The sequence below is a fragment of the Pyrodictium delaneyi genome (genome assembly GCF_001412615.1).
GTDB lineage: Archaea > Thermoproteota > Thermoprotei_A > Sulfolobales > Pyrodictiaceae > Pyrodictium > Pyrodictium delaneyi.
Genome location: NZ_CP013011.1, coordinates 1,317,472 through 1,340,607 on the forward strand (window position 1 = coordinate 1,317,472; position 23,136 = coordinate 1,340,607).

Consider the following 23,136-nt stretch of genomic DNA (forward strand, 5'->3'; position numbering starts at 1 on the left):
CTAGCCCACCGCCTTCATATACTTCGATACCAGCTCGTCCGGTATACGTGTTAGCTCGCTTTCTGGTAGTATTGATAGTACTTCCCAGGCGATGTCGAGGGTCTCCTCTATGCTGCGGTTCTCGTAGAAGTCCTGCTTGAGGAAGCGCTGCTCGAAAGCCTCAGCAAACCGCAGGTACTTCTTCTCGTCGGGGCCGAGGGCTGCTTCGCCTATTATCATGGCTAGGCTACGTACCTCCATAGCGCGGCTATAGGCTGCATGGAGCTGGTCAGCTACCGCTTGGTGGTCTTCTCTGGTTTTTCCGGGGCCGATACCCTCCTTCATCAGCCTCGATAGGCTCATTAGCACGTTTATCGGCGGGTAGATACCACGGTTATAGAGCTCACGGCTAAGCACAATCTGGCCCTCAGTAATATAGCCTGTAAGGTCGGGAATCGGGTGAGTAATATCATCGTTAGGCATCGTGAGTATAGGCATCTGAGTAATACTACCCTTCCGTCCACGTATCCTGCCAGCGCGCTCGTAAATACTCGCAAGATCACTATACATGTAGCCAGGGTAGCCTCGCCGACCACCTACCTCACGGCGCATAGCGCTTACCTCTTTTAGAGCCTCGCAGTAGTTAGTCATATCAGTCAGTATTACTAGCACGTGCATGTCGTGGTTGAACGCTAGGTGCTCTGCTACTGTTAGTGCTATACGCGGCGTTACTAGCCTCTCTGCAGCAGGGTCACTTGCAAGATTAATGAAGAGTACCGCCCGGTCTAGGGCGCCGCTTTTCTCGAACTCTTCACGGAAGTAGAGAGCCTCGTCATGTTTTACACCTATAGCTGCAAAGACTATTGCAAAATCCTCTGCCTCCCCGGGCACAGTTGCTTGGCGGGCTATCTGCACGGCTAGCTTGTTGTGCGGCAGGCCAGCGCCGCTAAAGATTGGCAGCTTCTGGCCACGCACCATCGTGTTCATGCCGTCTATAGCGGATACACCCGTCTGGATGAAGTCGCGTGGAAACTCCCTCATGTACGGGTTCAAGGGATAGCCGTTGATGTCTAACGTATCCTCTGGGGAGGGTGGAGGAGCGCCGTCGATTGGCTCTCCAACGCCGTTGAATATACGGCCGAGCATGTCGATTGATACTGGGTAAGTATAGGCGCTGCCAAGGAACCGTGCTGTAGTCGCTCCAGTAGAGAGGCCATGTGTCTCGCCGAATACTTGTACGACGGCGAAGCCTCTGCCAACCTCTATTACCCTTCCTAGCCTCCGGTTGCCGCTGTCGTCCTCTACTTCTACTAGCTCGTTGTATGCTACACCGTGGACTCTTTCAACTACCATTAGGGGGCCACGTATCCTCCTAATGCTCTTATACTCGCGTATACCGTGGCTACTCCTACTCACGGCGTTGCCACCTTCAGCTTCTCTATCTCCTTTACAACCTCCTCTGCGAGCTCGTCTATCTTGTCGAGCTCGTCATCCCTGACTTCACGTTTAAGCGTCACAATCCTCTTTGTCAGGGCGTGCTTCTTTAGCATATCAACTGTGAGGCTTGGATTCTCCCTTAGCGCTGCGCGAGCTGCATCATAGAACTCTAGTATAATGCTGAGAAGCTTCACCTGCTTCTCGGGCGACGAGAAAGCATCTACTGGATGGAAGGCGTTTTGCTGGAGGAACCCTTCCCGGAGCATCCATGCAGCTAGGAGTACGAGCTTATCCTCCTCCGAGAGCGCTTCTACGCCTATGACCCTGGCTAGCTCCCTTATACTCGCCTCGCGCTGAAGAATCTCAAGTGCTCGGCTCCGGATTTCGCTCCAGCGTGGAGCTATGCGCTCCCACCAGCCCTTAACCCTATCCACGTAAACCGAGTAGCTCAGCAGCCAATTTATAGCCGGGTAATGCCTGGAGTACGCTAGCTGTGTGTCTAGCGCCCAGAGACTACCAACATACCTCAGGGTATGGCTAGTAACGGGCTCTGAATAGTCGCCGCCGGGTGGCGATACAGACCCTATAACTGTGAGGCTTCCCTCCCTCTGCGGCTTCCCGAGACACTCGACACGACCGGCACGCTCGTAGAACCCGGCTAGCCTCGAGGAGAGGTATGCAGGATACCCTTCCTCTCCCGGTATCTCCTCAAGTCTCGCACTAACCTCGCGTAGGGCTTCAGCCCAGCGGCTCGTAGAGTCAGCTGTGAGTAGTACGTGGTAGCCCATGTCGCGGTAGTACTCGGCTATGGTTATGCCGGTGTATATGCTTGCCTCACGGGCTGCTACGGGCATGTTGCTAGTGTTAGCTATGAGCACTGTACGCTCCATCAAGGGTTTCCCGGTTGCAGGGTCCCTCAGCTTGGGGAATCGCTCGAGGAGCTCAGTCATCTCGTTGCCTCGCTCACCACAGCCTACATGCACCACTATGTCTACACGTGACCAAGAAGCTAGGGTCTGGAGCAAGACTGTCTTGCCAGTCCCGAACCCGCCGGGGATGGCAGCTGTACCGCCGAGTGCCACGGGGAAGAAGGTATCAATCACTCTGACGCCAGTTACAAGGGGGAGCGATGGCTGCTTCTTTGCACGGAAAGGTCTCGGCCTCCTAACAGGCCATCTATGTACAAGCTTTACCTCAAAACGTTTACCATTGTTCTCGACTACAGCTACTACGTCGTCTACCCTATAGTCACCCTCTACTGCAAGCTCCCGTAGTCTACCACGTACACCCGGTGGAATCATCACGTAGTGCCGTACAAGACTAGTCTCCTCTACTATACCCAGGATATCTCCTGCCCCGACACGGTCTCCTAGAGCTACATGCCTTGACGGGGTGAAGTGCCACCTCCGGTTCCTAGGAAGAGGCTCGACCCTTAATCCGCGCTTAATCCAGGGCCCCGAGAGCTGAGCGAGAAGCGGGAGAGGCCTCTGAACGCCATCAAATATCGTCGATAATAGGCCTGGGCCTAGCTCTACACTGAACAATGCGCCAGTAAAGTAGGCGGGGTCGCCTGGTCTGAGCCCACTAGTATCCTCGTAGACCTGAACGACGGCCTCGCCGCCCTCGAGGGCGACTACCTCGCCTAGAAGCCTCTCCTCGCCAACCTCCGCTACCTCGTAGAGCCGGGCAGTTCTAGCACCCTCAACCCGTACCACGGGGCCGCTAATCCACGTGATGACTCCCTTCACGGTTCTCATCCGAAGAGGATACGATAGACCCGGGCACGTAGACGTGGAAGCGCCAGTCTTAGACGAGACTCAAACCTACAGTCATAGACCACCTTGCCGTCGACACTCCGCGCTACAAGCCCGAAGACCGTGTCAATGGGATCGCCTATACGTATCTCTACGCCTAGCCTGGAGGAGACGCGCCTAGCTATAGTAGCCAGTAGCTCGCTATCCTCGCTACGGGTAGAGACTACGACTACAGGCTCGCCTATAGCACTAACAGCCTCTTCTAGGAGGCGTTCAAGCGCTCTAGTGTAGGCCTCTGTACCGCGGAGGCTCTCTATGAGTTGCTGTGCCAGCCTAAGGGCTTTTTGGAAAACCTCTTCCCGGGCTCGGAGCTCCTCTGTACGTAGGAGCCTAGAGTACTTGGTATTGAGCGCGCCCTTTTCCTCCTCAACACGCTGAAGGATCGCCTCTCTTAGCCTCTCTACCTCGTGGAGCGCACGGCTGCGATAACTATCGATTATGCCATAGTACCGCTCACGTAAACCAGTGAGGTCTATACTGTCAGCTATGAGTCTGTCTAGGAGCTTGTCGAGATTATGGATTGTCATGGGGATTCAGCCCCGCTGCCGGCTACGACTCTCCTAAACAACTCAAGGTAGTCTATGCCGGTCTTCCATGGGTTCCGTATACTCGGTATCTCGACGAGTAGTGGCTTCCTAAGCCGGGCCTTGAGCTCGAAGTACTTGTCGATATTCTCCTCGACTAGGTCGTAAGTGACGACTATTAGGCCTACGTCCTCCCGGCCTACGTATTTGCCCAGAACGTCTAGCAGCTCGCTAGCTGAGGCTACGTGGCCGACGTAGCCGATGAGACGGAATAGGTTCACCGTCTCCTCGTCGCCAATGACTACTACCCGGTAGCCTCTACCATTACTAGTCCTATCCATAGCCCGGGAACACGCCCCACAGAAGGATAGAGGTCTTCTAACCGTTTAATAACTCCTATTAGGAGAGCGAGAAGCAATTCTAATGAATCCCAAACAACGCGTATAATGCTGGGAAGCCGTGGCCAGTGTAGTCCGCGTAATACTAGAAACCGATGTGAACCATGTGTACCGGTTGCTCGAGCTACTCGCGTCCTTAGAGGCGTTTGTGCCCCAACCACTCTCCCGCTACACCGAGCTACCAGAGCACATACGCAGGCTACGTGACCAAGTAGTAGAGCTTGCCGCGGGGCTACGCGAGCTGATTGAGCGATATTCTAGCCTCCTCGGGGAGAGCGAGGAGAAGCTAGTAGTAAGGGGTGAAACGCTCAAAAACGTCATCGAGGAGGCGCTGGCCGGTGCTAGAAAGCTCCTTGAAGAGATCCAGGAGCTCGAAGGCCACATAGAGAGCCTAGAAGCTGAAAAGAAGCGCCTCGAAGCACTTACCGGGCTAGCCGCGCGCCACGGCGGAGTAAGCGTGGCACGCGCCCTCCGGAGGCTAGAGAGCCTAGAGAACCTCCGGGCAAAGCTGTTCATAGTCGACGTGCGGCTCGAGTACGAGGTACGAAGGGTACTAGCAGCTACTAGCCTCGCCTATGGGGTCTACCCCGCGTCTCCCGGCGAGAAGCTCCTCCTAGTAGTCTATAGGCCCAGTGATAGGGAGCTAGTAGAGCGCCTCGAAGCAACTATGGGTCTTCGCGAGCTAGTCCCCCCTAGAGAGCTTGTCGAGGCCCCAGAGGAAGCCATAATGCTAGCTGATATCCGGCTCCAGGAGGTCGAGGAAGCCCTAAGGGAGGCTCGCCGGGAGCTAGAGAAGCTCGTATCGAGCAAGGCCGGCCTCATACTCGGGCTCTACGAGCTACTCTCTAGGATTGCGGAGCTGTTCTCAGTGCTCGAGACCGGGCTAGTAGTAGGCGATAGAGTCATCGTGAAGGGGTATATTGTCTCTACAGCTCTCCGGGCTCTAGAGGCGGCGGGGAAGGAGGGCTGGCTACGCGTAGAAGTCACAGAGCCCGGGGATGACGCGCCGAGACCGCCTACCCGTAACCCGTTGATAAGAGCGTTTGCCGAGCATATACGTGACCTCTACGGTCCCCCGGGGCTCCGGGAGGTAGACCCTGCCCCGGTCATCGCCGCCACTTTTCCGCTGTTCTTCGGCCTAATGTTCGGCGATATAGGTCATGGAGCTGTTCTTGCGCTTCTGGGGCTTGGGCTCTACAGGCTCCGGGAGGACTACAGAGGCTACGGCATCATCATAGCCCTCTGCGGGCTCTGGTCAATGGTGTTCGGCGTGCTAAGCGGCGAGGTCTTTGGCTTCCACATGGCCCTCTTCCCGGGCTACGAGCCTCCCCTAAGCCTCTTCGCTGGCGACCGGTTGTCGGCCGAGAAGCTCCGTCTAGCTCTAGCAGTCTCGCTCCTCGCAGGGGTAGTCCACATAGCCCTAGCGCTTGTGCTCGGGATCTATACGCGTCTCCGTAGAGGCGACTATGCTGGCGCAGCAGCCGGGCTAGCACCAGTACTCCTACTCTATACGGGTGGGGTACTCTACGTCGCCTCTAGGCTAGCAGGGCTCCCAGCGTGGCTGGGCGAGGCGGGCATGATACTGCTTACAGCGTCCCCTATACTCCTCCTAACAGCCTCCCTCACGGCCTCTAGGCTCTCGGGCGTAAAGCCTCTACACGTGCTAGGCGAGGCTCTACTCGAGTACGCGCTATCCGTGGTAGAGCTCGCCTCTAACACGCTATCCTACATGCGTCTCGCAATACTCTACCTCATACACGCTGTCCTCACTTCGATGCTCGCCAGGGCCTGGCACGCTATAGGCCTCCTATCCCTGCCGCTCCTCGTGCTAGGCAACGCCGGGATAATAGCTCTCGAGAGCCTTATGGCGTTTATACAGGCGTCGCGTCTCCACTTCTACGAGTTCATGACCAAGTTCTACGAGGGGTCTGGGAGGCCCTACCGGCCTGTAAAGCTGAGCGGGAGGCATGTACGGGTAGAGCTACGCGCCGTAGCAGGGAGGCCCGGCAAGCGATGACCCCCAGAGAGGCCGCGGAGTGCCTCTCCCGCGCAGCTCTACAAACCGGCGGCAGCGGCTACGCTGCGGCGGTAAACCTGGTACTAGTCTACCGGCCCTGGCCCGGCCTAGTCGTGGTAGAGAGGCCGGCCCGGCTACACGACCCCTGGGGCGGCGACACAGTACTCCCCGGCGGCAGGCTAAAGCCCGGCGAGGACCCCGTCACGGCCGCGCTAAGGGAGACAACAGAGGAGGCCTGCATACCACTGGACTGCCTAGAGCCAGTAGGCGTCATAGGCGCCGTAGAGCCCCGTAACGCCCCCTGGCTCCGCGTAGCAGTCGTCGCTTCTCTGCTCCGCAGCAGCCACTGCCTAGAACGGCTCCACGACTGTCGTGGCCCCGAGACAGCCTGGGCCGGGATACTTGGGCTCCCATGCAGGCTAGAAACAACGCCGCAGATGCATCCTCGCCGAGGAGTCGTCGTGGAGGGCTACCGGGACTGGTACGGCACCCTAGTATGGGGCATGACCCTACGAGCGATCAGGCTACTCCACACAAGGCTAGAACAATGCGGTCTCTGCAGCACACGGGAGTAGAGGCAGATGCAGACGCAACTGCACAGCCTCTACCCCCCATAGTTGAAGCTGTCCACAATAATGATTTACCCAGCCACCCGGGAAGCCCAGCCCCCGGGAGACAGAAAGGCCACCTAACTGCTAGGCTTAGACGAGGTGTCGCCGCTCCCAAGTCTGCCGAGGAGCTCCTCTAAGGCACGGGGGAGGTCTCGGAGGCTCTTGGGCACCTCTAGCACCCGCTCGACCCTCATGACTAGGGCGTAGCGGCGCAGCTCCTCCAGCCCCTTCTCGTCGAGCACGGCAGCCGTGCACGCGGGGTAGGGCATCTGCTCCATGGTGCCGAGCAGCACCAGGTACCGGCCATTAGCCAGCGGCAGCGCTGGTACAACTACTGGCTGGAGACGATGCATAAACTCAGCAGCCCGCAGCGCATCACCCGGATCCACCAGGAGCAGCTCCCGGCAGACAGGCTCACCGCCAGCCCTCTCTCCCTGGACTTCTCCAGCGTCGTGCCTAGCCACTAAGCGTCACCGTGACGAACGACCCCGGGGCTAGAAGGGGGTTATACAGACTCGCTTATCACGTGGCCGCAACGCCTACAGAGATAGCCCGGCCCCGGCGGGGGGGGGCACCGGCGCTCTAGCGTCGTGGAATAGTAGCCGAAATATCCGGGGCAGTGCTGTGTAGCACACGGTGGCGCTGCGAATGCCCCCAGCTATGGGCATACCTGGTGCTAGAGCCCTCAAGCTCGCAGCCGTGCTCGTAGTAGCTGTTCTAGTAGCTGTGGCCCTGACTTCGCAGTACGAGCTCGACATAGGCGAGGCAGGCGTTATCGTAGACAAGGTTCTGGGTAGGAAGGAGGTAGTATTCGGCCCTACATGGGGCATTAAAGCGCCCTGGGCAGAGCTAAAGCTCGTACCAATATACGTGCAGACAGTCCACCTAGAAGGCGATAGCGCCATAGTAGCCGTCACTAAGGATGGCGCCCGCGTGCCCGTAGAGATCCAGGTACGGTACAAGGTGCGGAAAGAACCCGGAGCAGTGCTATGGCTGGTAGAAGAGTACCAGTACGACATACACAACCGTATACGCCGCGACGTCATAGAGAGAGCAGCTAGCGAGGCCGTGAGAGCAGTAGTGGGCAAATACATGCTAGTAGATATCGTGCCGAGGATCCAGGAGATAAGCGAAGAGATAGCAGTCTACCTCAAGAACCTACTACTAGAAGACCCCAGCGTAAAGAACGCCATAGAGGTAATCGACGTAGTAGTAAAGAAGATCGACATACCGCCCGAGCTCTCCCAGGCAATACTCCGGAAGCTCACAGCCCAGCAGGAAGCCGAGGCAGCAAAATACGAGGCACAGCGCGAGATAATCCGGGCCCAAATGGAGGCCGAGAAGAAGGTAATAGCCGCGAACGCTACAGCCCAGCAGCAGATAATCCAGGCTAAAGCCGAGGCCGAGAAGAGGATAATCGAGGCAAACGCCACAGCCACCAAGCTAGTCCTCGAGGCCAAGGGCCGGGCAGAAGCCATAGCCCGGCAGTACACCGGCGAGGCTATGGCCATCGCTGAGATAGCAAAGACACTCAACGTCACGGTGGATAAGGCCGCAGAGATATACTACTACATAAAGATGGTCGAGCTCTACCGCGAAGTACTCCCATCAGCACTCCAGAACGCCAAGATAACAGTCGTAACAGTACCAGGAAACGCCACACTACCCCTAGGCATACCGATCATAGGCATACTACCCCTAGACGAGAAGAGCTAGACAGAGGGTAGCACAGCAGTGCTACGGCGGTACCTCAAACAAGCACTCATAACGCTCATAGCGTTCGACACGCTGCTCGCAGCAGCACTACTCCTAAAACTAGCACGTACACCCACACTGCTAAAAATGACTGTAACAGCGACGCTAGTACTCCTAGCAGCATACATCACATCTCTGGCGATTGAGAGGGACTAGCCTACCATCGACATCAAGCCCAGGAGAGGTCCCCCATAACGCTAAGGCCTCGGCAAGAGCTCAAAAGGAGAAACCTGCCGAGGGGCAGCAATTTATGCTATCCCGGTGCTTCGTTAACTCGCTGCTTTGCTGCACGCAGCCCCAACGCATGCTAGGCGGCCTCCTCCACTCCCTGTACCAATGATGCGATCCTATCTGCCAGTTCGTCATGAATTTGATCTAGCCGCCTAACCTTTCTCCTGCCTCTCGGAGCAAGTGCATCCCGGCAGAAGCGGACGAGAAGTGTCTCCCCATTTTCCCTCTTGGCCTCTATCAGGTTCCTCTCAAAGCCAGCGTGAGCTATATAGTTCCTAGTATTGGTGTCAGCGCGTCTACCCTTCTCGCCTAGCCACGTCCACTCGGGGCCTGCCCGTCTCAATGGAGTAGAAGGGCTAGTGAGTTCGCTTTTTACAAGCTCCTGCTGAGCTGGTGGCAAGTATTTCTCTGCAAGACCACGTATAGTGTCCACAGGTACCTCTAAGGCGCCATAATCGCTGATCCGTATATTGCCGCGGTACTCGAGGTATGCTCTGCATGCATAGTCTAGGAGTGCAGCAGAAGCGAGAATAGCTTTGACGTCATCGTAATCAAACCCCACAAGTCTTAGTACACGCACCCAGCTGACACCAGTACGGATAATTACAGAGGACTCTAGGCTCCTCGACACTATGTCCACGAGTTTGTGAGTCACGTATGCTAGCCATGAGCTTCCCGGTGGCTGGGCGTTCTCATACCCGTACTGTAGCAGTGCCAGAGGGAGGCCATAGTGGAGTGTTGCTGAAGCCCTCTTACCCATAGTGTATACCTGGCGCCATGCCTTCTTAGCCTCTGCAATCCCTAGCTCCTTCGCCACATAGTTTGCAGTGTCGCTGCCGAGCCCTAGCCTCTCTAGAGTAGGCTTGTCGGTTATGCGTACAGGTGTAGGATCTCTCGCCCTCGCCATGGTGTATACGAGCCTCGTCGCAGCCTTGACGCTAGTGACAGCCTCGCGGTCTACTAGGTGTATCTCTAGAGTCTGGTCAGGCACGTATGGCTCGCTATTGAATACGTCAACGTTGATCCTTACACCGGCTGAAGCAGAGAGAATCCTCGCTGCAGCCATTACGGCCCGGAAAGCGGCTAGAGGCATGTAGTTTATACCATGCGTGATGTCCAAAGCTATCTCTACTTTCCCATTCACTTCTCCACGACTGTTGATCTCCGCTAGTTCTTCAAGCGTATAGGCTATGACGCAAGAAGCATAGTCAGAGACAGGGTTGCCGAGGAAGCTACGCCACTCACACCCAATAGAGGCTTCCTGCGGCTTAAAATGGCCGTGGGCTGGACAGACTGCGATACGCACAGCTCTGCCAGCAATATCGACGCCACTATTTTCCCGAACGTATTCTACTATGGCTGTCTTGAGTTCGTCTAATGCCTCTCCGTAGCTGTCTCTCTGAATGCTCTCTAGAAACTTGTTTATCATCTTGTTGCTGCATAGTGCACTCTCGGAGATGACTATCAGGATGCGTCTCGGGTTTAGCGCCTTAGCTAGGCACGAGAGACTCGTGGTAGACTCCTCCTCGTAGCCCATAAACACGTACTTAGCTGGTCTCCAGCTCCACGGTAACCCCCACGGCGCTATAAGAAGGTCAGTTTCACGCATAAACCATACACCACACTGCTAGCTTAGAACCAGCACTAGCATGTTATGGCTTCGGGCTCCTTGCAAGCCTTTCGACTCTTACCAGGAGAGGTATACGGCGCTCGGGTACTGCGAGACCTGATACGAGGGCTTGGCCTGGCTCTAGGTCTGGAAGCCTCTCAACAGTCTCCTGGCTTACCGACCCGACACCCCTCTTTATCCCCGTCAAGTCGTCGGGGTTAGTTATACGGAGGGCTATCAGGGTAGCTGCTTGGCTGAGTATCCCGGGGTCTATGAAGCCGGGCCTCTGGCTGACCAGGATCAGGCTTAGCCCCCACTTTCGGCCTTCACGTGCCACCCGTAGCAGCAGGCTCTTGGAGGCTCGGTTCTCTCCGGCAGGAGCCAGGTTGTGGGCCTCCTCGACGACTATTAGGGTGCGGCGCTGGGGGCTATAGCTTGTAGTCGATACTGTGAAGGCTTCCGCTATGAGCCTGGCTACTGCGTGGTCGGTGTCTCCGCGGCTCGGGGGAGCTAGGTGTACTATGCTGAAGCCCTCGACAAGCCTCTGAGCGATGAGCCGGTAATGTGTAGCGTCTAGATGGGGTGACACGTGGCGGGCTACGCGGCGTAGGCCGCGGGCTAGGCTCTCTACTGTGCCCTTTGCATAACCTTCAAGGGAGCTTTTGACCCGGGAGAAGCTGGCACGGAGCGAGCCTACTAGCTCTCCGCTAGCCTTCTCGGGTAGCTTTTGCGGCTTCAAGCTGGCAAGTTTTTCGTCGTGCTCTAGTGCTGTGGCTATCACCTCCCAGGGGCTTATACTCGGGTCGCTTGACCCCCTACTAGGTGCTGGGAGGTAGCTTGCGATCTTGTAGAGAAAACCTGCTAGAGGGCTCTCATCTACCCCGGGCTGGCTAAGCCTCTCCTCAGCCTCTGATGCCAGGTTATAGGCTACGATCCCTGCTATGCTGCGGCAGTCCACAAAGGGGACACCCATGCTCTTGAGCTTCCTCCAGAGCGTAATGCACGCCTCCTTCTCGGCTTCGGCGGGGCTCTTACGGCCTACTAGTACACGTCTATACTCATCTGCAGCATCTATTACGTGCTGTAATAGAATCCTGGGCTCAACTTTGTATCGTGTAAGCATATCCATTATGTCTGCTAGGCCCTTGACTTCGTTCACTACACCTACGTCGAGGAGCCCTAAAATATCGGCTACGGTTTCCAGGGCGTCTACGAATGCCGACGACGTTGTATGCGAGAGCTCGTAGACTTCCTCGACGCTGAGCCTCGAGGGAAGCGGAGTAGCAACCACGAGCATAGGCTCGTACTTGATGAGGCTAGCTGCAGTCTCCCTGGAGACGGATTTTATGCCACCACTTGAATCGACCAAGTATATACTGTGGCGGCCATATACTAGCCCCCGCAAGTTCCTGCCAAAGCGCTTCTCCAGGTCTCCTAGGAGGCCCACAAGACTTGCTGCATACCTCTCGTCGCTCGCCCTCTTGAACCCAACCGATGAGAGATCGTAGGGAACTAGAATGGTCTTATTCGTGTTCCTAGCCCATGTTGCCGGCAAGCTGGTATACAGTTCGGGCTGCATCACGGCGTCGAGCAGGGGTACGATGTCCTCCCTGCGGTAGGGGTAGCCTGTATACTCCCCCGCTATATCGAAGACTATGACCCCGCCGGAGTCGCTGAACTCGTCCTTCCTCCAGGCGTACTCCGCTACGATCCTCTTCACGGTCTCCGTCTTGCCGCTGCCTGTCTGCCCGAGCACAGCCAGGTGCATTGTAAGCCTATCGGGGTCGAGATAGACGCGTATACCGGTATTGTATGCTAGCTTGCCGAGATAGATCCCCCTGCCGCCTTCGATACCGCGGTGCAACAACGCCTCGATGGTGCTGGTGTCTGGCTCCTCTATGATGCTGCTTGGCCGCGGCGGCTGCTCGGGGAGGACTAGTACTGGACGGCCCTTCTCGTCTTGGGCTAGTTGGCCGAGGAGGCGCAGCTTTATCTCCCGTAGGCTGTGCCATGCGACTAGGCTGCTCGTGGGCGAGAATAAGGCCTCCAGTATGCGGCGGGCATCGGCTAGGCTCGAACCCCTCTCCTCGAGTATCCTTGCTATCTCTTCTAGCCTCTTGGTGTCGAGGGCTGGTATGAGGCTCTGCTCGGACACGTCCACCACTAGTGCTAGGTAGTGGCGCTTGTTCTGCTCGTCGCGTACCAGCGCTAGGGCGCCGTAGCGGAGTAGCGTGGTAGCCGACTTGTAGACTACGCCGCGTAGCTCGCTGTAGGACTCGACCGAGGCTATGAAGCCTACGAAGCCCTGGCTGCCTGGAGGGGGCGTGGAGCTAGGCGGCGTAGTCAAGGCCAGCTACAGCCCCGAGCAGGGTATATGTCTCCCCTGGGCTCTAGATAAGGGTTCTAGATATGCTGCCCCAGGGCGTGGATAGCATAGCATGTCCTCCAACGCTGCTACGCCCATAGCATCGTCTCCGCTACGCTGTATGTGCTATGCTAGGAGGGTGCGGGTCTCCCAGCCCCTTATGAAGCTGAGGTATGGCTGACTCTTCTTGGACATGTTTTCGAGGAGTGTTTTGAGGATATGCGCCTCGTCTAGGCTAAGACGGCTATACTTGTCCACTACCAGGAGCTGCGGGGGATACCCGTAGACTGTTAGGGATGCCGAGAGGCCGGTGAAAGACAGCAGAGTGTCCCAGCCCTGCATGCCATCCACGTACTCAACCCTTAAAGCTGGCGGCACTACTAGGAGCCGCGCTGCCTCGCACGGCGAAAGGCCTGCCTCGCCTAGGCTCCCGCGTAGCTCGCTACAGCCCGGCGGGCGGCGGGGCATTATGTAGGCGTATCTTATCTTGCGTAGCTCGTCTAGGGTCCTATACGCCTCGTCGATGTGGCATCGGAGCCTCTGCTCGCCCCCACGCTCCTCGAGCACTATCTCTAGCCAGCCTGTGTCCCCGCGCCGGGGCCTCGGCCGCGTAGCAGCGTAGACCCCGCCGCCGGGGGCAGGGCTAAGGTAGTAGAAGCCGTAGACAAGGTCGCTATCACTATAGCTCGTGGGGAGTACCCCGCTACTCCGTATCGCGGCCTCTAGCTGCTCCCTGGAGGCCGTCTCTAACCCAGTACCGTAGCGGAGCTGGAGCTCCTGCTCAAGCTCTGTGAGCATCTGTTCCCACTCACGCCTAGAGTCCAGCGCATCGGCTACAGCGCCCGGGTCGTCGCAGAGACAGTCCGCCGCATAGTCTGGGCCTCCCAGAGCCTTCAACGCGTCAACAATCTTCCGTTTCAGCAGCTCGCTCATCCACCATATCTTGCTGGCTACATTCTCGCTAGCAGACCTTCTCGCTACGTCGTGGACTATGTCGGCTACCACCGAGGCTGCTAGGATGCGGCTCCTCTCGACACTCTCTACAACGCCCCCTACGCCGCAGTCGCCGTGGGAGGCGTCCTCGGCTAGACGGCGGAGCAGGGAGAGCACAGCAAGCCCGATGTTAGCCCGGCCGCTATCCCTGCAGAGCCTAGCATCACCGACAATGCTATTCACCGTCCCGGGACCTAGCCCGGCGTAGCCTAGGGCAGCCCGGAGCACCCGCTCCGGCACATCGTATGCCCTGGAGAGTAGATGGTGTACCTGCTGTAGGAGAGGGCCATGGCGTACTACGATGGCGTGCTCTGCCCCTGGTAGGCCGTGGCTATCGAGGAGCCTCTGCCATCCCTCGCATAGTGTGAGCAGCATGGCGAGTTCGACTAGGTAGCTTATGCCCTGCCTAGCTCTATCACTCCCCGCCATGGTGAAGATTGAGGGCCCTAGCCTCCCGTCGTCGTGCACGGGTGCTGGGTGGAGAACACGCTCCTCAACTCTGCCTCCGCTGCTAGCCCTAGCGAGTACAGCTAGCTTGACCGCGAAGGCTTCTCCGCCCGGCTGCCTGACAGTCCTCGAGCCGGCGTCCACGTAGAAGAACGCCGTATCGGCGTCGAGGAGCCTCTCGGGGCCGGGCAGGCTCTCCCCTGGGAGCCAGAAGCCGCCGCTGCCGTAGCGGGCTAGGGCGGCGAAGAGTAGCTGGTAGGGCTCCAGCGTCAACGTATCCCTGCCCACTATACTGCATAGAATCGCTACCGATATAGCTAGCGCGCTGCCGCTTCAACACGGGGTGCCCCCTTATTGCCTGAGCCTCTATACAGCAGCTGCGAGGCCCACCTAGCCACAGTCGGGACAAGCCTGCTAGCCAACACGCTCCGCCTAGTACGCCAGGCCCTGGCCTCCGGCTCCACCCAGGCAAGGCTGGCCACGCCCCTGGGCAGCGTCACGGTGGACTTCAGCCAGCTCGGCGGCCCCGGGGCCCTCAGGGAGGTGGAGGAGTGTCTTGCCAGCTGCGCCGACCCAGCCCGTATCGACGAGGAGAAGTGTAGGCGCTGCATGTCGGGCGACACGCCGGCCAGGAGAGCGGTCGAGCTAGTCCTATACGCTGAGCCGTACACGGCCTCGGCGGAGCTTAACGCGGCCCGGTGGAGGCTTGGGAGCCCCCCGCGCTGCCCCGGCGGCGTGTTCTTCGTCCTCTACGCCTCCGACACCATTGCCGGGCAGCTAGCCGCGGAGATCCTAAGAGGCTACCTGGAGGACATCGGCTGCCGGGCCCGGGTAGAGGTCGTCAAGGGCCTCGGCCAGGAGCTGTGGGAAGGCATCGCTGAGCTAGCCCGGAGGATAATCTGCCACACAGACTGCCTAGCAGCCCGGGGTTGCCGGGTCTACGTAAACCCGACTGGCGGCTTCAAGCCCGAGTCAGCGGCGGCGGTGCTGGCAGCGGGCCTCGCCGGGGCGACAGCAGCCTACTACGTCCACGAGGCCATGAGGGAGCCCGTGTTCATACCGTTCCCACCGCTGGTAGTAGATGCGCGGCAGGCCTCCAGGCTCCTCCACGGAGCTGCGGCGCTCGAGACACGGAGCAGCGTCTGCCAGGGCGAGGTAGACGACCAGCTACTCGCGCTAGCAGTGCAGGCGGGCGCCGCCAGGCCCATGCCCAGGCAGCCCGGCTGCTACATGGTGGACGAGGAGAGGGCCCGGGAGCTCACGAGGCTACTCCGCGTAGTCCTCGGCGCCGGTGGCTGCGAGCCAGGCTGCCCAGTCCCCGGGCAGTAGAGGGGCGACGAGGGCGCGGCTGCCGTGGGCTGGGAGCAGCCCGCCGGGGCCCTCACCGGGGCGCTCCGGGGCTGCAGCCGGGTATACCTCGCCAACGCTGGCACAAGCCCCGAGGCCGTCGCCTCCGCGCTAGCCAGGCTAGCGGAGACCGGGCTACTCGACGAGACATGCATCATCCTGCTCACAACCCCGCAGAGCGCCACGGTGGCTAGGAAGGCCTCGGAGATCCTCAGCAAGGCAATGGACTTCGACTCTCTCAGGGCGCGCATAATTGTGGACGCCGACGCCGGGGAGGGGAGCGTCTACACCGGGATATTCGACGACCCGTCCACAGCCATCGAGTCGCTACGCAGGTTGATGGCGGCTATACTGAGGGAGGCTAGGGAGGGGGATATACGGCTCATAGGTGCGGACATAACCGGCGGCACGAAGCTCATGGCGGGTGCGCTCGCGACGCTAACAGTCGCTGCAGCCATGTCCACGGGGGAGAAGAGGGCCGAAGACCAGGCGGGTAGAAGCGTCTACATATCGTATGCGCCGGGCGAGGCCTTCAGCCGCCCCGGGCTCCGGCAGAACGCCCCGGCGGGGTGGTGGGGAGGCAGAAGCTACCCCCACATACCGAGGCCCCTGCAGAAGCTAATACTGGTCGATGCAGCCCTTGTAGCCGGGAAGCCAGCCAGCGGGGGCGTTGTCCGCTACGCGTGCATGCCTGGGCTACTGAGGCTCCCGGAGCGCCTAGGCCTAGTACTCGACCCGGACGCGGGGCTTAGCCCCCTCCTAGACGCGGTCGCGTGGTCCACCCGGGTCGTCAACGCCGCTACCTGTGGAGAGGCAGCCATAACCCTCGCCATATCGGGTAGGCGGTGGAGAATAGCCACCATAGACTGGCAGAAGCCAGCCCTAGAGCTGGATACCCCCAGGCTGCTGTGGGACGAGGGCTGGGTCAATATAGCTCACAGCTACGCTGATGCTCTCGGCGTCAATGACGACAGGCAGGTGGAGCAGCTCCCCAAGTGCTTCTCGAGGCTAGCCAGGTTCGCGGTAGCCCGCCTCGCGGTACGGGACGCCAGCGGGGACTATAGCGGTCTAAGGGGGAGGCCATTCTCGGAGGCGGTGATCCGCGCCGCCCAGGATGGCAGAGGCATCGTCCTGGACACTAATGCGCTGTACAACGGTGCTCATAACAGCCTCCTAGAAGCCGAGACCATAGCCGCTCTTAGGCCGGTGCAGCCACAGCCCCGCAGCAACCCGCTACACGTGCCGTCATGCGCGCTCCGAGAGCTACGCAACAGGCTGATGGAGGAGGCTAAGCAGAAGCCAGGCCTGGCAAGCCCATGCTTCGCTTCAACACTACTAGCCCACCAGGCGGCTAGCGGGCTCCCCGTAGTGGAGACGCCCGGCGAGCAGCGCTGCGACTACACAGTCTACGAGATGGCCAGGAAGGAGCAGTACATAGTAGCCACGTCAGACACTGGAATAGCAAACCTGGCAAAAGCCACCGGCGCACCGCTACTACACCTCCACCCGAGTAGCCCAGCGCACCCAGACCAGGAGAAGCCCTGGACACAGCACCAGGCAGCAGCCGCAGCAGCCCAGCTCATAGCATACCTCGCCATGATCATTCCCTGCAGCAAGGGCAGCGTGCTGGTAGAAGGCGACGCCAGAACAGTAGCCCTATGCCGCCAAGACGGCTACATAGCCGCAAAGGAGGAGAACAAGCACAGCAAATAGCACCAGCAACTAGAGGGGCGCCAAGGATGCCCCGGCTAGTAGCGCTCATCGGCGCTAGCCCTGGGGTGCTACACACCACCCTCTGCCTCCTACGCCGGAAAGGCATACAGGTGGACGAGGTAGTAGTGGTTGCCACACGCCACGAATGGGGCACCGAGGCGATAGAGATCGCCAGGAGCTGCCCCTGCCCCGGAGAAGAAGCACCACCAGCACCACCAGCTACACGCCTCCTACTACTCCCCTCCACCGACATAACAGGCCCCCAGGACATCACCCAGCTGAGAAAAACACTATCCAGGCTCCTCGGCCCAGACACGATACTAGACGTCACAGGCGGCCGGAAACTCATGAGCATAGCAGCAGCCCTCGAAGCCCTAAGAAAAGGCGCAACCATCACAGCCTCGATAATACCCATACACGAGTACGACCGGATACGCAGAGCAACCAAGCCCTGCGACAAAACAATCCAAAACCCCAGCACAGCACACCTAACAAGACTCTAAGAACAACTCTAAGAACACAAAAAGACACCTAGAACCACCCTCCACCGCACACAACGGCCACAAATTACACTCCATTCAGTTCTATTTGCCATGATTCAGAGCGTGAACAGCGGCCTCGACCGCTACGTCGGCTAGCAGGACTTTCAGTTCTATTTGTTATGATTCCTAGTAACTGAAGTCGGGTACGAGGAGGCACAAATGATACGTGTCTTTCAGTTCTATTTGTTATGATTCATGGTGATGTTGAGGAAGCTAAGGCACTCCTAGAAGCCATAGTCTTTCAGTTCTATTTGTTATGATTCCTTCGGGAGTTGGCGCTCCTCACGCCCGAGGAGCCCCTCATTCACCTTTCAGTTCTATTTGTTATGATTCAGAATATGTAAGTACACCATTTGTCAGGACTACAGAGTCATCTTTCAGTTCTATTTGTTATGATTCTTGAAGGCAGCTAGTGATTGGTGGCTATCCAACGTATTAACGAAAACGTTGACTTTCAGTTCTATTTGTTATGATTCCACCGGCGGCTAAGAGGGAGCAGCCCAAGGAAGAGGCTAAAGCCTTTCAGTTCTATTTGTTATGATTCTGCATTTTCTCTGTCTAGTGTAGTTGTTGTGGTGCATGTATTTATTTCTTTGTCTGGGTTTATAGTGCTTCTTCCTTTGCGTGTTAGAGGTGTCTGCATCCTATCCATGCCGGTGGATAGTGTGGTCATCGCTGATGGTTCCATCGATGGCATTGTTTCTACGTGTTTAGCGTTTTTCTAACAAGTTCCATGGTGGAGAGGATATTTATGTGTTGTCCTCGGTGCCTGGGGCTATGACCGCCAAAAATAAGAGGCTCTGGGCCGGCTATGACGAGGAGCTGTCATGGATCATGTTTCTCTGGGAGTGTGTGGTTTCTATACTATTGGTCTGGCTTGGTAGCTTGTTTTAACCTTGTGTTTGTTGTGTTAGGTGTTTGTTTTGTGGTAGAGTGTTAGCCATGGTGTTGGTAGGATTAGGTTTGCTCGCTGGGTTAGGAGTTGTAGTCGTTGGAGTGTCCGGGTGTGTCTTCGGATTGTCCGCTCTGAGAGGTTGAGGCTTGCTGCTAGCTGGGGTATTGTTGCCGGGCCGTTGGCGTGTATGTGGTTGGCTATTCTGCGCTGGATTCCGGGTAGGCTGTTTGTCAGTATCGTGTGGACTGTGTGGAGTGGTATGGTTGTCTCTGTTGTCCGGATTGTTGCTGTTTTTTCTGTCCGTGCTGTGTGGATGAGGAGGGCTAGGGCTATGGCTAGGGTTGTTTCTGGCGTGGTGTGCTCGATGATCGCGGTTGCCGTGGTCTTGGTGTCTAGTGTGTCGAGTATCTGTGCTATGGCTGTTGCTGGCTCGTGGGGGTTTATGGCTACTAGTCTTGGCTGGGGGTGGCCTGCTAGCTCTGCCAGGGTGGCTACCTGCTGTAGCGTTGCCTGCATCGGGATGGTTACGGGCTGTTCTGCTACTAGGACTATCTCGGCTCCTCCGGTGGCTGTTAGTAGTGCTTTGAGGGCGGGTGTGGGCGTGGGCGTTAGTGGCGCTATGACGGTGTGGCGCGTAAGCCTTCCCCTCCTCTACGTGTATCCTAGTGCTGTATGTATTGTGTTTTACGCTTCTGCGGTCCATCTATCCTTGTTGGCTACGTGCTCGTCGCCTATGGTCCCTGTTGCCTGCTCCGGGCTTTGCGGGGTGCCTATGGGTGTTGGGTCCCGTGCCGCCGGGGCAGGGTGGTGCTAGATAAGTCACGGTATTACCTTATATCGGGTGGGTTCTGGGCTGCCTTGATGCTCTCGCCCAGCAGTGTCGGGAGGCTGCTCCGGCGGCTCCACGCGCTGAGGAGCCGCGACCCTGTCCCCGAGGAGCTGAGGGGCTGGAGCTGGTGGAGCCCGCCGCTGCGGCCCCGGGCCCACTTAGGCCTAGGCGTGAGCGAGGCGGCGATACGCTGGTGCCCTAGCCGCCGCGACCTCTACCTCCGCCGGGTCCGCGGCCTAGAGCCGCCGCCTAGCAACGGCATGCTCCGCGGGAGAGTCGTGCACGAGGCATTCCGCCGCAGCGCCGTGGACGTGGCTAGGCTCCACGTGCTAGGCCGAGAGCCCCCAGGCATCGTGGCGGAGCTCGTCGCGGATGCCGAGGAGGCTGCGAGGGGCATAGCTGAGGAAGCAGGCGCCCCGGGGCTCGAGGACCTAGCAGCCAGGGCCTACACCCGCTTCGTGTTCCTCTGGAGCGGCTGGGTCGAGGAGACAGGGCAGCCCCCATGGTACACCGAGTACGCTATCGACGGCTCGCTACTGGGGCTCTCCCCGAGGCTCCGGGTCAACGCGCTCGGGGTAGGCATAGTGGTCGAGGTCAAGCTCGGGGGCTGGAGAGACGACTACCCCGCCGCGCTGGCGGGCTACGCGCTCGCCCTAGAGGCTAGCCACGAGATCCCCGTAGACTATGGCCTCGTGCTCCTCGTCTCCGGCGACGCCTCCAGGGTCGAGGCACACCCCGTCTACCTCGGCGCCGACGAGAGGATAGCCTTCATCGAGGCCAGGGACGAGGCGATAGAGATGTTCCTCAGCGGCCAGGACCCTGGCACGCCCTCTGAGTGCAGCCGGGGCTGCCCCTTCGCCCGCCTCTGTAGCCCCACAGCGCCGGCGCGAGGCGGCAGCGAGGCAGCAGGGGAGGCGGTGGCTTGACCCGCGTCCTCGTAGTGGCGGCGCACGGCGCCAGGATACGGGTCCACCGCCGCAGCCTCGTGGTGGAGAGCAACGGGGAGCGGATGGTAGCGCCCCTCCACGAGGTAGACCGCGTAGTCGTGGCCACGAGCGGGGTCTCGGTGACGAGCAGCGCTATCCGGCTACTAGCCAGGAGCGGGGTGGGCATAGTCTTCCTCGACGCCCACGGGGAACCCATAGTCTCGCTGGAGCCTCCCTGGATAAACGCGGCAGCAGAGACACGGCTCGCCCAGTACCGGGCTAGCGTGGAGCGGCCCCTCAACCTCGCCAGGGCCATGGTCGCGGCTAAGCTGGAGAACCAAGCTGGGTTCCTCCGCAGCCTAGCCCGGCGGACCAGCGCAGCCTGGCTACGCGAGGAGGCGGCCGCGGTCGAGGAGCGGATGCTCCGCGTCTACTCGGCGGGCTCGGCCGAGGAGATACGGGGCCTCGAGGCCCAGGCCGCCCGCCGCTACTGGGGCTCCCTAGCCAGGCTTCTCCCCCAGAGCCTGGGCTTCCAGGGCCGCGACCACGGGAGCCGGGACCCGGTGAACACTGTCCTCAACTACCTCTACGGCGTGCTCTACGCCGAGGTCTTCCAGGCCCTCGTGGTCCACGGGCTAGACCCCTACGTCGGGTTCCTCCACGCCCTGCGGCCTGGGAGCCCCGCACTGGTATATGACTACGCCGAGATGTTCCGCGTCAGCGCCGTCGACAGCCTAGTCTACACGATGCTCGCGAGCCGGGACGCCCCGGGCATCAGGGTAGACCCTGAGACCGGGCTGCTAGCCCGCGAGACCCGGGCAGAGCTAGTGAAGCGCATGTACGAGTGGCTGCGCCGCCGCGCCGTGGATTCGAGGGGCCAAGCCGAGCCCCTGGAGAGGCACATCAGGCTCTATGCCCGCCGGCTAGCCCAGAGCCTCCGCGCCGGTACAGACTACCAGGGCTTCGTAGAGGCCTGGAGGCCGTGATCATACTAGTAGCCTACGATATAAGCGACACGGGCCGCCGCGACCGGGCAGCCAAGCTGCTACAGAGCATGGGGCTGTCGCGTCTCCAGCGGAGCCTCTACGCGGGCCGAGGCGGCGCAGCCAAGGCCAGGGACATAGCCCGGGCTCTCGAGCGCATCCTGGACCCCGAGACCGACGTAGCAGATATCCTCGTCCTCCCAGACCACGTGTGGAGCCGCCGCATAGAGGTCGGCAATGGCAGAGCAAGGGTGCCAGGGCGTGCACATCCACCCGGAGTACACCTCGCCTAGACTAGTCACCGCCACTCTCGTAAAGCTCCACGAGTGGTGCCCACTCCTCGCATGGCTAGCCGCTAACACCCTCCCCCGCATAGCCCCGACACCCTCCATGAGGGAGGGGAGGCGCAGCCACACCAGGGAGGAGCTAAGACGCGTAGCAGAGGAACTAGGCCTAAGACGGCCAGCAGTACAGGTAGCCCTAGCAAGCACACAATACGGCGCCACCGGCACCATAGACATAATCGACAAGGAGACAGGGACGATAATAGAGGTCAAAGCAACGGCCAGGAGGAAGCCACACCGCAGCCACCTAGCCCAGCTAGCAGTCTACACCCTCCTAGCAGCCGAGAACAACCTCAAACCAAGACGAGCAGCAATAGCGACACCAGAGCCCAGGATAATAGCAGAGCTCCCCGCCGACACCTACACCCTACAATGGGCCAGAAACCTCATACAGAGAACCAGGAGGACAATAGAAAGCCCAATCCCACCCCTAGTAACACAGCCCAGAGAGAAATGCCGCTACTGCACACACCGCCACACCTGCCCATACCCAAACCTAGACTAAACCAGTAAACCACCAGGCTAAAACAAGCCAAGATACACAACCAGCGCTACACTATACACACACTCCCAGAGAAACACAGCCCATGACAGCTCCCCGCCATAGCCGGCCCGGAGCCTCTTATTTTTTGCGACCATAGCCTCAGGCACCGAGGACAAAACATAAATACAACCACAATCATCAAATAGTTTAGAAAAGCATTATGCATGCAGAAACAATACTATCGATGAGACCATCAGTAATGATCACACTATCCCCCGGCATAGCTACAATGTAGACACCCGAGACACCAGCTAGAAGACTCTCAAGAAAACAATAAATACAGCTATAACAGAGGCACATAGAGTGGACAACATGCAGAATCATAACAAATAGAACTGAAAGACCGCTCCCCGCCCCCTACGCAGATTTCTCGATTAGCTCGCCCACGCGAATCATAACAAATAGAACTGAAAGACTTCACCGCTGTCTCTCACTTCAACCTCTGACAGTAGATGGAATCATAACAAATAGAACTGAAAGCTCCACGTAGAGCTTCTTTACTAAGAACGACTTCCCGGCCCGTCTGAATCATAACAAATAGAACTGAAAGACCTTAACGACGCGAAAACCATGCCTGAACACCTTATCGGATACGAATCATAACAAATAGAACTGAAAGTATCTCCCTTCCTTGATGTACTCTAACATTTTTTCGCTAATGGTGAATCATAACAAATAGAACTGAAAGCTGTCAAACTTCAGTGCCTCTGGTCTAGCAAAAAACGCTAGCCTGAATCATAACAAATAGAACTGAAAGTACTCGCCGTCCAAGTCCTTGATGAACGCCACTGAGTCCAGGTGAATCATAACAAATAGAACTGAAAGATTAGGTA

General features: G+C 58.6%; 20 protein-coding genes and 2 CRISPR repeat arrays (1 of these 22 only partly in view). Of the genes, 11 read left to right on the top strand and 9 right to left on the bottom strand.

Annotated elements, in window-relative coordinates:
• From Pyrde_RS06760 to Pyrde_RS06775, 4 genes are read right to left on the bottom strand one after another with little or no spacing between them, the layout of a single operon-like run.
• Complete coding sequence (locus Pyrde_RS06760; protein ID WP_197272660.1) at window positions 1–1,395, bottom strand: V-type ATP synthase subunit B; 1,395 nt, start codon at window positions 1,393–1,395, stop codon at window positions 1–3.
• Window positions 1,392–3,173, bottom strand: a complete 1,782-nt coding sequence (locus tag Pyrde_RS06765; RefSeq protein WP_055409304.1) for a V-type ATP synthase subunit A — start codon at window positions 3,171–3,173, stop codon at window positions 1,392–1,394. The genes Pyrde_RS06760 and Pyrde_RS06765 overlap by 4 nt, the downstream gene beginning before the upstream one ends.
• Window positions 3,170–3,757 (bottom strand): V-type ATP synthase subunit E, encoded by a 588-nt coding sequence (locus Pyrde_RS06770; RefSeq protein ID WP_055409306.1) that lies wholly within the window; start codon window positions 3,755–3,757, stop codon window positions 3,170–3,172. Before Pyrde_RS06770 ends, Pyrde_RS06765 begins: the two co-directional genes overlap by 4 nt.
• Window positions 3,754–4,095, bottom strand: coding sequence for a V-type ATP synthase subunit F (locus Pyrde_RS06775; RefSeq protein ID WP_055409308.1), 342 nt, complete (start codon window positions 4,093–4,095; stop codon window positions 3,754–3,756). The genes Pyrde_RS06770 and Pyrde_RS06775 overlap by 4 nt, the downstream gene beginning before the upstream one ends.
• A 118-nt stretch (window positions 4,096–4,213) precedes the next feature.
• On the opposite strand from Pyrde_RS06775, the gene Pyrde_RS06780 reads away from it, so the two are divergent.
• Entirely contained in the window at window positions 4,214–6,169 is a 1,956-nt protein-coding gene (locus Pyrde_RS06780) for a V-type ATP synthase subunit I (RefSeq protein WP_055409310.1), read from the top strand.
• Window positions 6,166–6,744: an NUDIX domain-containing protein gene (locus Pyrde_RS06785; RefSeq protein WP_055409312.1), complete on the top strand. Its 579-nt coding sequence runs from the start codon at window positions 6,166–6,168 to the stop codon at window positions 6,742–6,744. Before Pyrde_RS06780 ends, Pyrde_RS06785 begins: the two co-directional genes overlap by 4 nt.
• Before the next feature lie 113 nt (window positions 6,745–6,857).
• On the opposite strand, the gene Pyrde_RS06790 is transcribed toward Pyrde_RS06785, so the two are convergent.
• Complete coding sequence (locus Pyrde_RS06790; protein WP_055409314.1) at window positions 6,858–7,244, bottom strand: hypothetical protein; 387 nt, start codon at window positions 7,242–7,244, stop codon at window positions 6,858–6,860.
• A gap of 184 nt (window positions 7,245–7,428) precedes the next feature.
• Here Pyrde_RS06790 and Pyrde_RS06795 point away from each other — a divergent pair, with 184 nt between their 5' ends.
• Together Pyrde_RS06795 and Pyrde_RS10695 are read left to right on the top strand one after the other, a co-directional pair.
• Window positions 7,429–8,496 (top strand): SPFH domain-containing protein, encoded by a 1,068-nt coding sequence (locus Pyrde_RS06795; protein ID WP_055409316.1) that lies wholly within the window; start codon window positions 7,429–7,431, stop codon window positions 8,494–8,496.
• Window positions 8,497–8,514: 18 nt separating this feature from the next.
• On the top strand, window positions 8,515–8,691 hold the full coding sequence (locus Pyrde_RS10695; RefSeq protein ID WP_156328026.1) for a hypothetical protein: 177 nt from the start codon (window positions 8,515–8,517) through the stop codon (window positions 8,689–8,691).
• A 151-nt stretch (window positions 8,692–8,842) separates the two neighbouring features.
• Here Pyrde_RS10695 and Pyrde_RS06800 read toward each other — a convergent pair whose 3' ends face one another.
• The 3 genes from Pyrde_RS06800 to Pyrde_RS06810 form a co-directional block, all read right to left on the bottom strand.
• Window positions 8,843–10,375: a CRISPR-associated DxTHG motif protein gene (locus Pyrde_RS06800; RefSeq protein ID WP_055409318.1), complete on the bottom strand. Its 1,533-nt coding sequence runs from the start codon at window positions 10,373–10,375 to the stop codon at window positions 8,843–8,845.
• 43 nt (window positions 10,376–10,418) lie between these two features.
• Complete coding sequence (locus tag Pyrde_RS06805) at window positions 10,419–12,722, bottom strand: helicase HerA domain-containing protein (protein ID WP_055409319.1); 2,304 nt, start codon at window positions 12,720–12,722, stop codon at window positions 10,419–10,421.
• A 144-nt stretch (window positions 12,723–12,866) separates the two neighbouring features.
• Window positions 12,867–14,453, bottom strand: coding sequence for a hypothetical protein (locus Pyrde_RS06810; protein ID WP_055409321.1), 1,587 nt, complete (start codon window positions 14,451–14,453; stop codon window positions 12,867–12,869).
• Between the two features lie 81 nt (window positions 14,454–14,534).
• Between Pyrde_RS06810 and Pyrde_RS06815 the strand changes: the two genes are divergently transcribed.
• The 3 genes from Pyrde_RS06815 to Pyrde_RS06825 are packed head-to-tail and all read left to right on the top strand — an operon-like array spanning window position 14,535 to window position 17,743.
• Window positions 14,535–15,509, top strand: a complete 975-nt coding sequence (locus Pyrde_RS06815; protein WP_055409323.1) for a putative CRISPR-associated protein — start codon at window positions 14,535–14,537, stop codon at window positions 15,507–15,509.
• 24 nt (window positions 15,510–15,533) lie between these two features.
• Window positions 15,534–17,240: a hypothetical protein gene (locus Pyrde_RS06820; RefSeq protein WP_055409325.1), complete on the top strand. Its 1,707-nt coding sequence runs from the start codon at window positions 15,534–15,536 to the stop codon at window positions 17,238–17,240.
• Window positions 17,241–17,266: 26 nt separating this feature from the next.
• Entirely contained in the window at window positions 17,267–17,743 is a 477-nt protein-coding gene (locus Pyrde_RS06825) for a hypothetical protein (protein WP_055409327.1), read from the top strand.
• A 72-nt stretch (window positions 17,744–17,815) separates the two neighbouring features.
• Window positions 17,816–18,326: a CRISPR direct-repeat array (repeat unit 25 nt; unit sequence CTTTCAGTTCTATTTGTTATGATTC).
• Between the two features lie 366 nt (window positions 18,327–18,692).
• On the opposite strand, the gene Pyrde_RS06830 is transcribed toward Pyrde_RS06825, so the two are convergent.
• Window positions 18,693–19,193, bottom strand: coding sequence for a winged helix-turn-helix domain-containing protein (locus Pyrde_RS06830; protein ID WP_055409329.1), 501 nt, complete (start codon window positions 19,191–19,193; stop codon window positions 18,693–18,695).
• Between the two features lie 345 nt (window positions 19,194–19,538).
• Here Pyrde_RS06830 and cas4a point away from each other — a divergent pair, with 345 nt between their 5' ends.
• The 4 genes from cas4a to cas4 are packed head-to-tail and all read left to right on the top strand — an operon-like array spanning window position 19,539 to window position 22,264.
• Complete coding sequence (cas4a, locus tag Pyrde_RS06835) at window positions 19,539–20,432, top strand: type I-A CRISPR-associated protein Cas4/Csa1 (RefSeq protein ID WP_231656835.1); 894 nt, start codon at window positions 19,539–19,541, stop codon at window positions 20,430–20,432.
• On the top strand, window positions 20,429–21,418 hold the full coding sequence (gene cas1 / locus Pyrde_RS06840; protein WP_055409333.1) for a CRISPR-associated endonuclease Cas1: 990 nt from the start codon (window positions 20,429–20,431) through the stop codon (window positions 21,416–21,418). Before cas4a ends, cas1 begins: the two co-directional genes overlap by 4 nt.
• The gene (cas2, locus tag Pyrde_RS06845; protein ID WP_055409335.1) at window positions 21,415–21,708 is read left to right on the top strand and encodes a CRISPR-associated endonuclease Cas2; all 294 of its coding nucleotides are present in this window, start codon (window positions 21,415–21,417) and stop codon (window positions 21,706–21,708) included. Before cas1 ends, cas2 begins: the two co-directional genes overlap by 4 nt.
• A complete protein-coding gene (cas4, locus tag Pyrde_RS06850) occupies window positions 21,677–22,264 on the top strand; it encodes a CRISPR-associated protein Cas4 (protein WP_055409337.1) in 588 nt (195 codons plus the stop codon). Before cas2 ends, cas4 begins: the two co-directional genes overlap by 32 nt.
• Before the next feature lie 356 nt (window positions 22,265–22,620).
• A CRISPR array of direct repeats spans window positions 22,621–23,136; the repeat unit is 25 nt; unit sequence GAATCATAACAAATAGAACTGAAAG; it runs 58 nt beyond the window's last position.